This window comes from Mycolicibacterium boenickei (assembly GCF_010731295.1).
Lineage (GTDB): Bacteria > Actinomycetota > Actinomycetes > Mycobacteriales > Mycobacteriaceae > Mycobacterium > Mycobacterium boenickei.
The window spans coordinates 45489-60762 of the sequence record NZ_AP022579.1; the positions used below are offsets into that span (position 1 = coordinate 45489).

Below are 15274 nucleotides of genomic sequence, written 5' to 3' on the forward strand. Positions count from 1 at the left end.
CTATCCTCGCAGCATTTCTTGGAGCGCAGCATCGTTGACGCTCTCTGCCCGAGACACGATGGATGCGAGGACACGGCCACGAAGCACTTGAGAAACCGCGCCGCAAAAGTCCGCCACTGTCGGCGAATACGCGTAGAAACCGAATGTCGGAGCCACCCACTATGTTCTCCGACGGGAGGGACGATGAACAAAGCTAAGGGGCCGGCCGCTCGGGCAAAGGTCGAAGCGGTAGTCGCGGCAATTCTCATTGGTTGGGTAATCGGACCACGTCGAAGACCCGCAAGGGCCATTTCTGCTCCAGAAACCGCCGGCGACAGCCGAAACAGCGATTCCGAACAGCGGCCGGCTCACAAGCATCTCCATTGTATGGCTCTCGCCGAGATACTGTTCTTGCTGTTGCTCACCGCTGTGCCTGGCAAGTGGGGTTGGAGAACGTTCCAACAGGCTTCTGATCCAGCTTTGCAGCGGTTGCCGCGGGCGTTCTCAATCGACATCAGCTCACCGGAGCAAACCCCAGAAGGCCAGCGTGACCTGGTCGCCGACAAACTTCAGAATGATTTGCACTTTGCGGGCGCCCTGCATGACCAGCAAGGGCTGCTGAGGGTGAAGTCAATCGACTACCGCGAGCAGCACAACACCGCAGCCGATGGAACGCGTGACCCGGGGCGACTACGAGCAGAATTCGTGGTCGCGACCGATCGTCCCGTCGTAGGTGACGTCCGGGTGACCATAACCCTGTCGGCAGATGAGGCCGTTGGAGGTTCTGGGCATATCGGTTGCACCGCACCCGAATCCGAGGAGGGCGGAACTAGAAAGACTCGCTACAGTGATTGCAAAGCGACGAAGCCATCCATTGGCGTCAGGGATCGGCCCGGCAATGGCTATTCCTTCACCGTTACCCGTGACATAAATCCCAGTAGAGATGGCTACTCCGTTCTGCTTGATGACGGCCCCGGACGCCTTCGACTCTCACACGATCAGACCCAGCTATTCGTACAGATGGAAATAGCCGGGGTTGAGGCCATTGGCTTTGTGGAGTCGAGAACGAGAGCAGAGACACGCTTTCCGTCAGTCACTCTCGGCGGCTATCCCCCTACGCCGGGACCACCCAGGACTGGCACTGGCGACGCGGCAGTTGCGGTGGAGGCGCGGTACGACATTACCGATGGAAGCAAGCTCACATGGTCGAGGACCGAACCTCTGCCAGATAGTTCACGAGGTCAGCTGTGGAGTTACGAGGTCGGCGGGAAAGAAGCGCTACAGCCACCGGAGGGCGCCGGTGGATTGCGGGAAGACCTTCTCGCCGAGAATAGCCAACTGACATTTCTGGCAGGTGCGTCGATTGGTGTGGCTGGCGGGGCCGCAATCGCGGCTGCTCAAAAAATCATCAGGTTCCTGCCGGTTGCGGCCTCCGCTATTCTGACGCGAATACGTAGCGGACGTTTTCGACGACGAGATTAAAAGTGTCGGGTGAACCGAGTAGATCTCGGTAGGCATAGCCTGGTGCAGCCGCTGCGTGATCGCATCGCCCGCTCGCTTCGTACGGCACGTAGTCGGCTGGCCCCAAGCAGAATTCGACGCACCATCACCCAGCGCAGACTTCGCTCCCCTCGCACAAGCAACAGAACGTGCGACCTGCGTTCACGATGGTGAATGTGCCGCCGCCCGGTCGCTGACTGCGCCCGTCTTCGCCTGCGACTCCGAGTGGAACAGGTCCGGACTCAGCGCGAAGTCCCGGTACGTCGCCGTCAGCGAACAGTCGGTGTCGGACTTCTTCAACGTGTGTCGGTGTTTCGGCTCAGGAGATCCTTGACAGAATTCAGTATGCCGTTGACAGCCGAGCACTTCGAGGGACCAAATGTCTTCGTCTGGAGCTCACAACTGTCAACCTCGCTGGAACACGAGAAGAGTCGCGAGACCCTCAAGTCGATACAGACGGGTAAGTCGATCGAACTGTGGATGCGTCGACGTAGCCATGATATGGCGTTCACGTATCTCGTCCGAGTCGTGCCGATCAGGCATGAAGGATCTCAGCCCATGCTGGTGACGTTCCGATTGCTGACACCGGTGACCGGTGAGCTGCAGTCGCGTCTCGGGCTTGGGCGTCGCATGACAGCGGCGCATACCGATACCCGACCACACCACAATTGGAACCTCGGAAGCAACCATGGACATTCCGGCCCTGATCGAGCAGTATCTGGCGGCCCGGCCGCACACCCGAGATGAGGTCCTAGCACGGCCATGTCCTCTTCCCGCCGAGCCGGGCGTCTATGGGTGGTGGTTCCGGTCAGTGCCAGCGGATATCGACGTCTCACACTGCGAGCAAAAGGATGAGCTCACGCTCCTGTACGCCGGGATCAGTCCGAGCCGGCCGCCGACCAACGGGAAGCCGGCCAGCCGGCAGAACGTGCGAACTCGAGTCACGTACCACTATCGAGGCAACGCGGAAGGTTCCACCCTCCGGAAGACCCTGGGCTGCCTACTCGCCGACGCCCTCGGTATCGAATTGCGACGGGTTGGCTCTGGAACGAGACGTACCTTCGGTGATGGCGAAGCCGTACTCAGCCAATGGATGTCCGACAACGCACTCGTCTCCTGGATCACGACTCCCGAGCCTTGGGTACTGGAGCACGCGCTGTTCGAGTCACTAGACCTTCCGTTGAATCTCCACGATAACTCGCACAACATGTTTCACCGAGAGCTCACGGAGATACGAGCAGCTGCCGAGGCACGAGCGCGTTCGCTGCCGGTTATCTGATCTCTCGCGCGCCGGCCGCTTTCGCCGGATCAGATTATCCGTAAGCCCGCCGAGGGTAATAAGTCCCCGGATCCGTCCAAGAGCTCAAAGCGGTGTGCCGGCCCTTGGAGATCACAGAGTCGACGTGGCATCGCTGGGTGGCCAGTATGGCGGCATCAAGGACAACGACGGCAAACGCCTCAAAGAATTCGATCTCGCCGGCCTGGACGGAGCACCTCCCAACGCTTGCCCGGTTCAGAGCACGTCGACCAGACAACCACCCTTCTGGTTTCGCCCGACTGATGCGCCTACCGCTGCTTTCGGGCGCTAGTAAGACCAAACTCTGGGAGATACGCTCAGTGCTATGAGCAGGGGGGCCAAGACTCCGAAGTCCGAGACTCAGAAGTCGCGGGCGCACGAGAAGGATTCCTTGGGATCTAAGCCGTCCGGCAGGAATCTTCAGGCCCCCGAAAAGTCACGCCAGCCTGCTTCTGACGGTCCTGGAATCCCGGATGCATCTGCAATCCTGGCTGACGAGACGTTCCGGTCGCGGAAACCGAGCGAGTGGAGAGTTAAACCCCGCCGGAAGCGCTGACAGCCACCAGCCGCCACACACCGCGCGCAACGCAACTCGGCACGTGAGTCGACTGCCACACTCGCTGTTCAACGGACTGCTCGACTCGTCAACCTGCATGCGTACGGTCCTGTTCCCGCGACTGGGCGCCCGGTTTGCGACCCGGAGCTCCGCACCGCCACAAACACAGACGAAAATTTCCGCCAACCGAACTCCGAGAGTTGCTGGACTCACCTAAAGTGCCATCTTGTCTTGCGCAATACAGCCAGGTCACATAGCGACACAGACTTCGCTGTGGCGCCGACTCGAGAACCGAAGGACGTCGCACGTGCAGCCCACGTCTCCAGCGCGCATTGCCGCAGGCATCACACCTGCTCGCAGACAGTCATGCGGCGTCGGAGTCCGACCCTCGAGGACCCCCGCCCCTAGAACGCACACCGTGACTAGTTCGGTGCAGCCGCACAGGCGTCCACCTTCCGTATCGCATTAGAAACCACGTGGTCTTATGGCTAACAGTCCTACACCTTCTCCGGATTCAGCACCGTCGTTCGGGTACCACCCCGACGCCGACCGCGCCGATGTGGCACTCAGCCGCACGCTCTTCGACCGCGCCCTCGTCATGGATCGCCCCGTTCACGGGCTCATTGACCGCGTCGGATGTTGCCGTACTCATTGGAACGCGGATGTTGCCTTGCCCGAGGGGATCTACTGGTTTGAGGGCATTGAAGGGCCGCTAGTCATGCAGGTGGCGTTGGGAGCCCCGCCAGGGGACGCCACCGTAGCACCACTGGCGTCACTCGAGGATGACCATCCGCTTAGGAGCGCTTGGGACTGGGCGGAGCATCTCTGGGAAACGGCCACGCCCGTGCCGTCTCCGAAGTTTGAAATCAACGACGTAGCCGTTACGCACCCAGGCGATGTGGACGTCACGATTCGGGACCGCAGATTCTTTAGGAATGAATGGTCATATTCCGTGGTCATGGAGGGTCGCCGCAAGGACGTCATTGAGTCCAAACTGAGGCCGCGTCCAGAGCTCGACGACCCTACTTCTTGGGTGACCATGGCGCCCACACCAGCGAGTCGGTTCGGCGCAACCCTCACGCGCGCAAAGCTGCACGGCAAGTTCGCTAACACGTTGTTCTCTTTCCGAGCAACGCGAACTTCCTTTCGCCCGTACCAGTTCAAGCCAGTCCTCAAACTGCTGCAAACCGGGAAAGCGCGCTTGCTGATCGCCGATGAAGTCGGCCTCGGCAAGACCATCGAAGCCGGCCTCATATGGACGGAGCTGGAGGCGCGCCAGGAGGCCGACCGCGTGTTGGTGGTGTGCCCTTCCAGCCTGCTGAGCAAATGGAAGCTTGAGATGGCTGACCGGTTCGAATTTGAGCTCGTTGAGCTCGACACAAAAAGCCTCGGCGAGTTCCTCGACAAACATCGACAAAACCGACTACCCGCCAGGCAGGCGTATATCTGCAGCCTAGAGCGACTGCGAGGCTGGGACGGGCTTGATGAGCTCCGAGAGTTTCCGCCAGAGTTCGACTTGGTGATCGTCGACGAGGCGCATTCGATGCGGAATTCGGATACGAAGAGCTACGCGCTCGGTACCGAGCTCGCCGACTGGGCTGACAACTTGGTGTTCCTGACGGCGACTCCGATCAACCTACGCCAACACGACTTATTGAATCTGCTGGAGTTGCTCGCACCCGAAGACTATGGCGATCTGGCAGACCTCGAACTTCGTCTCGAGCCGAATCGAATCACCAATAGTGTGGCCACTCGGCTCGGAGACAAGGGGGTACGGGGACGAGACCTTCTCCGTGAACTGGAAAAGCTCTCGTCAACGCCGCTCGGCCGCAGCCTAATGCAACGGCCAGACTTCGCGCTCCTCCGGCAGTTGCTCGACTCCGACGGCCTGACGCCCCGCAACATAGTTGACGCCAAGAGGTACCTGTCTGATCTGAACACGTTGTCGACTGTCATCACGCGTACCAAGAAGGTCGAAGTGGATGACCGCAAGGCCAAACGAAAGGAAGACCGGCAGGAGGTCCACTGGACCGAGGCTGAAGAAGACTTTTACGCCGAATACCTCAGTTGGTGCCAAGCGCGGGCCGCGGCCACCGGTTTGCCGCTGTACTTCGCAATGCAAATGCCGCTACGGCTTGCAAGCGCATGCCTACCGATGGCACGACGGGCCGTTCTGGATCCAGTCGGATTCGGTGCCATCTCCGATGCGGATTCCAACGATGCAGGAGTCCGAATCGAACCCCACGTGGAGCTCATCGCGGCCGCACGCATGTTGCCCGAGGGCGTGGACACAAAGTTCGACAACCTAAGCGCAGTACTCGCTAATCTCCATGCCGGAAACCGGCGTGCACTGATCTTCACCTTCTCCGTTCCTACGCTGGCGTACCTGAAGGAGCGGTTGAGCAGCCACTACAGAATCGCAGTCATGCATGGAGGTGTGAAGCGCGAGGCACGCCTCAAGATCATGGCCGAGTTCCGCGCCGGAGCATACGACTACGTGCTGGCCAATCGCGTCGCGAGCGAGGGTCTCGACTTCGAATTCTGCTCGGCGGTAATAAATTACGACCTGCCCTGGAATCCCATGGAGATCGAGCAACGGATCGGCCGTATCGACCGCATAGGCCAACAGGAAGAAACCATCTTGGTGGTCAACTTCGTTAATGACAGCACCATTGACGAACGAATCCTCAGCAGATTGCTTGATCGTATCGACATCTTTGAATCGTCGATCGGCGCACTTGAGCCGATCATCGCAGCGAGCGCACCGAAGATCCTTCAAGCCGGATTCGACTTCACGCTAACGCGAGACGAGCGCAATCAGAAGGTCCACGAAATGCTAACCGCGTTGGAGGAACAACGGGTCGGGCTAGAGGACATCGCTGACGCCGCGACGTCGCTGCTCGTGAGCAACGACGTAGATGTGGCGGGATTGGAACACGATCTGATTCGGACCGGGCAATACATCGGGCAACGTGAATTGGCGTTGCTGCTAGATGACTGGGCTCGCACCGACGGTGCTCCCGGGGTGACGTTCATCCAAGACGGCACGACGCTAGAGCTCCATGGCAACCCAGCGATGGCGGCGCGAGTCGACGAGCTGACGAAAACCAGCCAACGCAGCCGCGCCGAAACCAGCTCTATCTCGACATTTCTTCGCAACGAGCTACCGATTTCGCTTGTACTCGATCAAGAGTTCGCGCGTACGAGCGGTGGAACCCTCTTGACCGCGACCAGCCCCCTCTCAATGGCGGCTGCAGCCGTGCCAGGTCATCGCCAAGCCCGGTTCGCATCCCTCCGGATAACAACTTCCGAGAATGTCGTACCCGGTCTTTACATTGTCGTCCTAGCAACAGCGATCTCGGCCTCGCAAGGTGGAGATGAGATCTGGGGGTGTGCCGTGACGGGACAAGGACGCGATGCGGGCGACGCGCCGGTAAACGCCTTGCTGGCAGCGCTGGCCGAAGGCAGCCTCGCCGACGAACCGTTGCCAGAAATTGAGCGCATCGATCGCCTCACAGAGCGCGCACTCAATCAACTTCACATCCGTCACGCAGACGAGCAAGCCAAGCGAGACTCAGAGTTTGAGGCGTTGCGGGAAGCCAAACTCATCAGCCTGGAAGCTCAGCATCAGCGTAGGAAGGCCGCGATTGAGAACCGAATCGCGACCTCGCGAAGCCGGGGCCGGCAAGAGCGCAGCATCACTCTCTTCCATAAACAACTGCAGCGAGCAGAACAACGACACTCGGCCCTGCACGCCGAGATCACCGCCCAGGCGCAACCCGAGATTCAGCTGGAGCCTCTGGCTGCCTGCGTCATTGACATCACGGTCGGTGGGGTATCGCGATGAGTACGAATCAGACGAAGGCGCTGGAGTTGGCAGACGAACAGACCGCGCAAAAGCAGTACCGAAAGATTCTCCGTGAAGAAGCTGCGAAGCCAATTGCCTACAGCGGGCCTGCCAACGGACAGTGGACAGGGACCGGGATGCCGAAACCACGGGCAATGGGCACCGGAGATCTGTTGGGTCGCGTCGCACTCGTCCGGCCTGATCAAGACCTGCTGGACGGCGGGGCTGACTTCTACATCGGCGAGTCTCATGCAAAAGTCAACGAAGTCAACGTGTTTGGATGGGCCAATCCGATTGCCTGCACGTTCTTTCGCGGCTCTGGTCAGCACTACCTCTGTGAGGATGTCGCTGTCGTGCGGGCACTCGTGTCGCGCAACGGTGAGATTGTCGATTTCGTCGACGAGACCGTACGTGCAGACGCCCCTGCGGCTCCGTTCCGGAAACGTGGCCTGAGTATTCCCACGCCACCAAGACGGTCGACACAACCCCGGCCCGTTCCAACTCCACCACCATCGTCTGCACCAATCCACGGCCAGCCTCCTACTCAGCACGATCCGAGACCTGGGCCGAAGGCACCGTCCCATCCAGCCTCGGCGCCAAAGGTAGGAGACCTCACGCCTTTGCGCGCCGAAGCACTGTTGAGAGAGCAGCTGCAGGCACCGCGGACGAAAAGCCTTGCGCCGGTGTTGGCGACGCTGCAGCCGGACCAGTATGACCTCGTCACGCTGCCGGCGATGGATAACGTGATCATCGAGGGCCAACCTGGAACTGGAAAGACGATCGTCGCGTCGCACCGCGCTGCATACCTCGTAAACGACGACACGCCACCGGAAAACACGCTCGACGGCATCGTGCTTGTAGTTGGCCCGACGTCGGGTTACTCGAGGCATGTTCAGGAGGTGATACTCCGCCTTGCCGGCCCTACAGAGCGGATCAAGGTGCTGTCGCTACCCGAACTGATTAACAAGATCATAGGAATCAAGCGCCCGCCGCGGTCACACCAAACCCGTACATGGCACGACGCGGACTGGCAGTTGGCTAAGTTGGCGCGCTCAGCTCTCGCTAGAATTAAGAGCGCCAAGGGTGTAACGCCGCCGCCGGAAGAGATCTATGAGCATCTCCGCACCCGTCCCGGCAGTGTCACTTCGGACCGAGAGTGGGCCCGATATCTCCAGAACCTCCCCCCATATAAGACAGCGATCTTGGACGACCGCCACGCGCCATTGATTGCATTCATCAAATGGGAGGTACTGCGACCGCGCGACTTCTCCGGTATAGAGCATGTGATCGTCGATGAGGCCCAAGACGTAACCCCGCTAGAGTGGCTATTACTCGACGAGATCAACGAGGCTGACGCCTGGACAATCCTCGGTGATTTAAATCAGCGACGGTCGGACCACACTCTCAATGACTGGTCCCGAGTCCTAGATGTCATCGCGATCGAAGAAGACACACCGGTCCGTCGGATGAGCCGTGGTTATCGGTCAACTCGGCCAATCCTCGAGTTCGCAAATCGACTCCTACCCCGAAGTCAGCGAAAGCTGCATGCGTTACAGGAGATTGGTCCGACCCCCAGCGTCAACAAAGTACCCAACAAGGACCTTGCGAACCGTACGGCAGCGGAGCTGGAACGTCTGGTGGAGGCATATCCGGCAGGCACGGTGGCTGCGATCTCGGCCGCTCCGCTTCTGGTAACCCGAGCGCTACGGACGCGTGGGTGGAGAAATTCGGCGTTCGACGAGACCGTGTGGCGACACGATAAGCGTGAGGTCTCCGTACTCACCGTCGACGAAGCCCGCGGACTTGAGTTCGACGGCGTCGTCGTCATGGAACCGTGCGACTTTCCGCTCAACGTCGGACGGCAGGGGCCGCTGTACACCGCACTTACCCGTGCGAATCGCGAACTCGCAGTGGTCTATTCACGGTCGTTGCCGGATGGGCTTCGGAACAGTTAGGTGGCAGCGTGATCACACACTTGTCGATGCGGGTCCCTTGGCGCGACCAGCCATGGGACCATCGCGTGTGCGCGCATCCGCTCGACAACTCATCTTGCCTCCTGCTCAAAGGCATCGGCGACAAGAGAGACGATGACTACGAGGTTGCCCACGCGCTCGGCGATATCGGGGCCCTGAACGAAATCCCGTGCCTCAGTGAGCGCGGAACATTCATGTCTCCCAACGGTTACCACATCACGAAACACCACCCATATGCCTTCAATCAGGCGTTGAAAGGCCATCTCGAACCTACGGTGCTCAGCATGCCGGGGTACGCCTTTGAAGCTATCCCGTACCGATGGATGGGGCGAGAGACCTTCGAATCGGAGTTGTGGCAAGCATGGCGAGCCGACTATGACCCCGAGGCAGAGGACAAGGCTCTTCGCATCCTCGGCCTGAAGCAGACCAACTGGATCATGGATGGACGCAACCAGCAGGCTGTCATCCGCTCTTTCTTCGAACCAGTCGTCCCGGCAGCCAGTCTCGTGTTCATTTATCTGAAGCACTCGCCATTCCAGGACGAACGGACGGACCGGCTTCTAGTCGGAGCCGCGTTGATTGAATCTATTGCGCTACCTGGGTTCTGGACGCAGTCAGGTGACCAACCGTTCGACTCCTCGATGTGGGAAACCAAAGTCGTCCACTCGTTGCGGCCAGACCAAAAGCGGGGCGTGCTGCTGCCCTACCAACAGCTCGTCGAGCGACTAGACGCCGGTGCTGATATATCGCGCGCTCTGGCATGGGTTCCAGACGGTAAAAACACCGAGTTCTCATACGTTACCGAGCACGTCAGTAGTGATATCGCGATCGATGCGCTCGCTTCCTTACGGTCAGCAGCGGAGGGAATGCAGAGCCTTGGCATCGATGTCCCTGCGTCTGCGGTCGCCTGGATCGACTCGCAGGTCCATCGGCTCTGGGACGAACGCGGGGCAACGCCTGGGCTTCCGGCCGTCCTTGCTCACCTGCATGTTCGACATGCACATCTCGTTGCTCGCGAGCTGGTCAAACTAAGCGCGGATCCTTGGCAGGTATTAGAGCGAGGATTCGCCAATGATAGCAACTGGCCTTCTCAGCTGACAGGACTGATTCACCAATCCGTCGGAGTCGAGTGGAACCACACGTCGCAGGAATCCCGGACCGTCCTGAAGCTGATGTCAACCATGGACCTGCGTCCCGACCAGGTTGGGTTAGTGATGTCCGGCAAGGCTGCAGGAGAGTTGGACCCCGTTGAACTGCTTGACGACCCATACCTGGCTGCCATTTGCACTGCTCCCGACATTGAACGGATCGACATCCGAACTGTCGACCGCGCGATGTTTCCATCAGCGCACGCGAAATGGAGTTCACAGGTCCCTCACGAGTGCAGGATGTCTGACCCCCGCGATCGCCGACGCGTTCGCGCGTTCATGACTGAAGGACTCAGGGAAGCCGCTAGGCAGGGCGACACTCTTGCTCCCGAACAATCGCTCATTGACTGGGTGAACGGCCTCGAACTGACTGAACCTGTCGAGCTGAGTTCCGCCTTGCTGGCGGGGCTCCGACTGGACCCTGATTCTCTCGCCAGTCAAGACCAGTGGGAACCGTTTGTCGGCGCTCGGTTGGGCAATGATCAACCTGCGTACAAGCTTCCGGAGTTAGCCGATGCCAAACATACTATCCTTGAATGGATTTCCCCTCGAATCGGCGCGGCGTCCTACTCTGGCGACTTCGATGCACGCGAACAGATCGACCAAACTTTGCAGGCCAGTGGTCACGGCGGTGCGATCGACGGGGATGAGGAGGCTGCGAGGCAGGAAAAGGCGGCCGGTCTAGCTGAACTGTTTCGCTCCCGACTGGCAGTGCTCATAGGCCCGGCCGGGACCGGAAAAACCACGCTGTTGAAGGCGCTGGCCGATATTCCCTCTGTATCCAACAAGGGCGTACTTCTACTTGCTCCGACTGGCAAAGCCAGCGTGCAGCTGAGAACCAAGGTGGGAAGGGACGCCAGGACGCTTGCATCATTCCTTGTCAGAAAGGGCGGTTACGATCCGGACCGCGACATCTATCGACCAGTCGACGTCAGATATGCCGAAGACTTTGGCCTCGTGGTGATTGACGAAGCCTCGATGCTGACTGAAGAGATGTTGGCATCGACGCTATCCGCGCTCGGTAGCGTTCAGCGGCTCATTCTGGTGGGAGACCCACAGCAGCTCCCACCGATCGGTGCAGGGCGGCCGTTCGTCGATTTGATCAATCATCTCCGCCCCGAATTATTCGAGACGACTTCACGCGTCGGACCTTCCTACGTCGAGTTGACTGTGTCCCGTCGCCAGGGTGGAAGCAGTCGCGACGATGTGTTGCTTGCGCAATGGTTCGGCAACGGCGAGCTGGGCGCCGGCGCCGACGCAGTATGGGAACGTTTGCGGGCCGGCGTCACGTCACAGCATCTGGAGCATCGAATATGGAGTGAAGGCGGTGTGGTTGCATCCGTCGATAAGGTGCTGAACGACGTCGTCGACTGGACCAAACATGCGGACCGCGAATACGCCTTCAGCCTGAGCTACGGCGGTACGTTGTCCGACGACGGCAAGTACATGAATTGGGATACTGGCAAGGGCGGCGCCGGTGACCGCGCAGAGGACTGGCAGATCCTGAGCCCCTACCGGTCGCGAGCATTTGGCACAGTCGAGATCAATCGTCATCTCAAACGCAGCTTGAGAACTCAAGACATCGAGAAGGCATTCAGGTATCGAGGTTGGAGAAATCCGAAACCCATTGGGCCAGAGCAGATCGTTCGCGGCGACAAGGTGATGCAGACGCGGAACAACTCTCGCGCGAAAGCCTATCCGGACGGCGCGGGACTGAACTACGTCGCTAACGGTGAGATTGGTGTCGTCGTCGGCCGTTGGGGGAACAAGTACGGGCTCCCTGCCAATGTTGAATTCTCATCACAGGTCGGAGCTACGTACACCTACTGGCCATCGAGCTCAGATGACCCGCCACTCGAATTGGCTTGGGCGGTGACCGTCCACAAGGCGCAGGGATCAGAGTTCGGAACGACGATCCTGTTACTTCCGAACCGTGTTCGGGTTTCTCGGGAACTCCTCTACACGGCATTGACGCGGCAACAGGATCGCGTCGTGATACTCCACGATGGGACTGTGGACGAGCTGGTGGAGCTCGCACACCCGCGGTACTCGGAGACTGCACGGCGGCTCACCGATTTGTTCGTGGCTTCTATTCCCCGGGTGATCGAAGTCGACGGTGTGGAACAGCCTTTCGACGAAAACCTCATCCATGTCGCTGTCGGCGGTGTAATGGTGCGAAGCAAGAACGAAGTGATCGTCGCAGGCATTCTGGACAAAGCCGTCCCCGGCAAGTGGCGGTATGAGGTGGTATTGACTGGAGACGACGGCTCGCAGCGCCGACCCGACTTCACCATCAGCCGCCCCTCCGGCACGCCCGTGTACTGGGAGCACCTCGGCATGATGAATCAGCCTTCGTACGCCAAAAGGTGGGCAGAAAAAGTTGAGTGGTACCGGGCCAACGGAATCCTGCCAGCTCTTGACGCTGCGGGAAAGGTCTTGGAGGACATCAAGGAAGGCCCCAACGGCATCTTGATCTGGACGGACGATGCCGACGGAGTCGATATACCTGCCTGGACCAAGATGGCCCAAAGAGTTCTGGGAGCGGGCAATCGACCGCTTGCACGTCGCCGTGCAGTTCGAGGACGCTGACCTTCTAGCATCTCAACGGCCCTGCATGCGGGGAACCAGAAAACGGTCAAACCACAACGAATGAGAGAGCAATGCCGTCGCTAGCTATGGACAAAGGGTTCCTCTCGGACTTCCTCAAGCTGGAGAAGCCGGTCGCTCGACGCGTCACCGAAGTTTTCGACGAGTTTGGAGCCGCAACGCACACTGGCCTGCATCTAGAGAAGATCAACAAAGCCCGTAACCCGCGGTTTCGGTCCATCCGCATCGATCAATCGTGGCGAGGGATTCTCTTGGCACCCCAGGAAGGTGACGTCTTCACGCTTCTTAAGGTCTTGCGCCACGATGACGCGTATGCGTGGGCACAACGCAGCAACATCTCGGTCAATCAGGCCACCGGCGGTATCGAAATCCGAGACGAATTGGGCATTGAGGAGACACTGCCCGACCTCGCCGAGGCTGCCAGAACTGCCACAACGCTCCTCTTCGAACGAGTTCGCGATTCCGATCTGCGCAGACTTGGAATCGATGACAAGACCTTGGAATTCGCCCGCGCACTAACTACGACCACACAGCTCGAGGCAGCAAAACCGCTCCTGCCAGATATCCAATGGGATGTCTTGTGCGGGCTAGCTGCCGGATTTACACCAGACGAAGTGTGGGCCGATCTCGGCGCGGACATACTTCGCGAGCCTGTGGACACAACCGATCTGGACGCGGCCGTGCTCCGCAGCCGCGACAGAGTGTTGCTAGTCCACGGACCCGATGACCTCATGAACGCCTTCGAGTACCCGTTCGCTACTTGGCGGGTCTACCTCCACCCGACCCAATTGGCGATCACCGAAGCTTCGTTTACTGGACCCGCCCGTGTCACGGGGGGCCCAGGTACAGGAAAGACAGTTGTGGCCCTGCATCGAGCTCGTAACCTTGCCATGCGCAATGACGGTCAAGTTCTGGTGACGACTTTCCTATCTACGCTGTCCGACACGCTGCAGTGGGGCGTGGACATGCTCGAGACCACCAGTAGTGGAGGCGGTGCCATCGAGGTTTGCCACATAGACAAGCTGGCGTACCGGATCTTCCGGCGCGAACACGGTGCACCCAAGATACTGACTGCGCCACGAGAAAAAGCATTGTGGCAGAAGATCATCCAGGAGCTGGGACTTCCTTTCACCGACGCATTCCTGGCGGAGGAGTGGCGCCACGTTGTGCTAGCCCGTCGCATCAACACCGCAGACAGTTATCTGGGCGCCAAACGAACTGGTCGCGGCCGACCGTTAGGCCCAGGGCAGCGGACCCAAGCCTGGCAGGCCATTCAACAGTTCGAGAACACAATTTCTGAACAGGGCACCTGGACACACGAAACCATTCAGCGGGAGGCAACCCGAATCCTGGAAGCTCAATCCGAGAAACCCTACCGCCACATTGTGGTTGACGAGGCGCAGGATCTCAGCCCCGACCAATGGCGTTTCCTCCGCGCCGCCGCACCTATGTCGTCGGACGACATATTCATTGCGGGCGACACTCATCAACGCATTTACGATCACCGCGTGAGCTTGCGCGATGTTGGCGTCAACGTGACGGGACGCTCACGCAAGCTGAACCTGAACTACCGCACCACGGCTGAAATCCTTAGCTGGAGCTTGGGCTTGTTATGTGGCGCGACCATCGATGATATGGACGGAGGCCTCGACTCCATTGCCGGCTGTAAATCCTATGTACACGGTATGGATCCCCGAGCTGTCGGCCTCGGCAGCGCCGACGATGAAGCACGCTTCGTCACGGCCTACATCAAAGGCTGGCTAGCAAAGGGTATCGAGCCGTCGGAGATCGGCATTGCTACTCGCGCGAAGTGGATGGCATCGAAGATCGAAACCCAGCTGGCTGCCGAGGACATCCCCACTATCGATCTGTCGAAAACCAGGGGCACCGATGTCGACGCCGTCAGCATCGGCACGATGCATCGGATGAAAGGTCTTGAGTTCCGCTGCGTGACGGTTGCCGGAGTCGGCGCATCACACGTACCGCTGGCCAACGCGGTTACGACCGCCGAGGAGGACACGCTCACCCACGATCAGGATGTCGAGCGCGAGCGATGCTTGCTCTTCGTCGCTTGCACGCGCGCACGCGAGGAGCTTCTCGTGACATGGCATGGCCCGCCGAGCTCATTCTTGACGCCTCTTCTTCCGGCCGAGGGAGCCTGAATGGCGTTCCTCAGTCGGTAGTTTGTCGTTATGGCGCGTATTCGATCACTCAAGCGGGATGATGAACCCGCCCGTCCCCCTCGCACAGCAGTCGACTGCACCTACGGCATTGTTTACGCTGACGACGGCACCAAGCTCTTGCGGCTCGCAACACTTGGCTCTGATATGCGCAAGTCAGTGCCAAAACCCAGTCAAATCATAGAGA

7 protein-coding genes and 1 pseudogene are annotated in these 15274 nt (G+C 59.5%); 7 read left to right on the forward strand and 1 reads right to left on the reverse strand.

All coding sequences use genetic code 11. From position 1 onward, the window contains the following. Nucleotides 1–366 precede the first annotated feature (366 nt). From G6N57_RS00235 to G6N57_RS31875, 3 genes and pseudogenes are all read left to right on the forward strand, one after another. A complete protein-coding gene (locus G6N57_RS00235) occupies nt 367–1461 on the forward strand; it encodes a hypothetical protein (protein ID WP_133118355.1) in 1095 nt (364 codons plus the stop codon). A 706-nt stretch (nt 1462–2167) separates the two neighbouring features. Beyond that, nucleotides 2168–2758: a GIY-YIG nuclease family protein gene (locus G6N57_RS00240; RefSeq protein WP_077742342.1), complete on the forward strand. Its 591-nt coding sequence runs from the start codon at nt 2168–2170 to the stop codon at nt 2756–2758. Between the two features lie 33 nt (nt 2759–2791). Continuing rightward, nucleotides 2792–2951 (forward strand): annotated as a pseudogene (locus tag G6N57_RS31875) (IS3-like element ISMyma8 family transposase); the annotation flags it as partial. A gap of 895 nt (nt 2952–3846) precedes the next feature. On the opposite strand, the gene G6N57_RS00245 reads toward G6N57_RS31875, so the two are convergent. Then, entirely contained in the window at nt 3847–3984 is a 138-nt protein-coding gene (locus G6N57_RS00245; RefSeq protein ID WP_162563996.1) for a hypothetical protein, read from the reverse strand. A gap of 18 nt (nt 3985–4002) precedes the next feature. Between G6N57_RS00245 and G6N57_RS00250 the strand changes: the two genes are divergently transcribed. The 4 genes from G6N57_RS00250 (at nt 4003) to G6N57_RS00265 (ending at nt 15069) form a co-directional block, all read left to right on the forward strand. Further along, on the forward strand, nt 4003–7179 hold the full coding sequence (locus G6N57_RS00250) for a helicase-related protein (RefSeq protein ID WP_162563997.1): 3177 nt from the start codon (nt 4003–4005) through the stop codon (nt 7177–7179). After that, a complete protein-coding gene (locus G6N57_RS00255) occupies nt 7176–9134 on the forward strand; it encodes an AAA family ATPase (RefSeq protein ID WP_077742344.1) in 1959 nt (652 codons plus the stop codon). Before G6N57_RS00250 ends, G6N57_RS00255 begins: the two co-directional genes overlap by 4 nt. Before the next feature lie 8 nt (nt 9135–9142). Beyond that, the gene (locus G6N57_RS00260) at nt 9143–12889 is read left to right on the forward strand and encodes an AAA family ATPase (protein WP_097926237.1); all 3747 of its coding nucleotides are present in this window, start codon (nt 9143–9145) and stop codon (nt 12887–12889) included. 71 nt (nt 12890–12960) lie between these two features. Continuing rightward, nucleotides 12961–15069 carry a UvrD-helicase domain-containing protein gene (locus G6N57_RS00265; protein ID WP_077742345.1) on the forward strand — a complete coding sequence of 703 codons (2109 nt, stop codon included), beginning with the start codon at nt 12961–12963 and terminating at the stop codon, nt 15067–15069. The last annotated feature ends 205 nt before the right edge of the window (nt 15070–15274 follow it).

What these genes read in the sequence shown, in the direction of transcription:
- G6N57_RS00235 (WP_133118355.1), top strand. Translation starts at nt 367, where the DNA reads ATGGCTCTCGCCGAGATACTGTTCTTGCTGTTGCTCACCGCTGTGCCT.
- G6N57_RS00240 (WP_077742342.1), top strand. Translation starts at nt 2,168, where the DNA reads ATGGACATTCCGGCCCTGATCGAGCAGTATCTGGCGGCCCGGCCGCAC.
- G6N57_RS00245 (WP_162563996.1), bottom strand. Translation starts at nt 3,984, where the DNA reads ATGAGTACGGCAACATCCGACGCGGTCAATGAGCCCGTGAACGGGGCG.
- G6N57_RS00255 (WP_077742344.1), top strand. Translation starts at nt 7,176, where the DNA reads ATGAGTACGAATCAGACGAAGGCGCTGGAGTTGGCAGACGAACAGACC.
- G6N57_RS00265 (WP_077742345.1), top strand. Translation starts at nt 12,961, where the DNA reads ATGCCGTCGCTAGCTATGGACAAAGGGTTCCTCTCGGACTTCCTCAAG.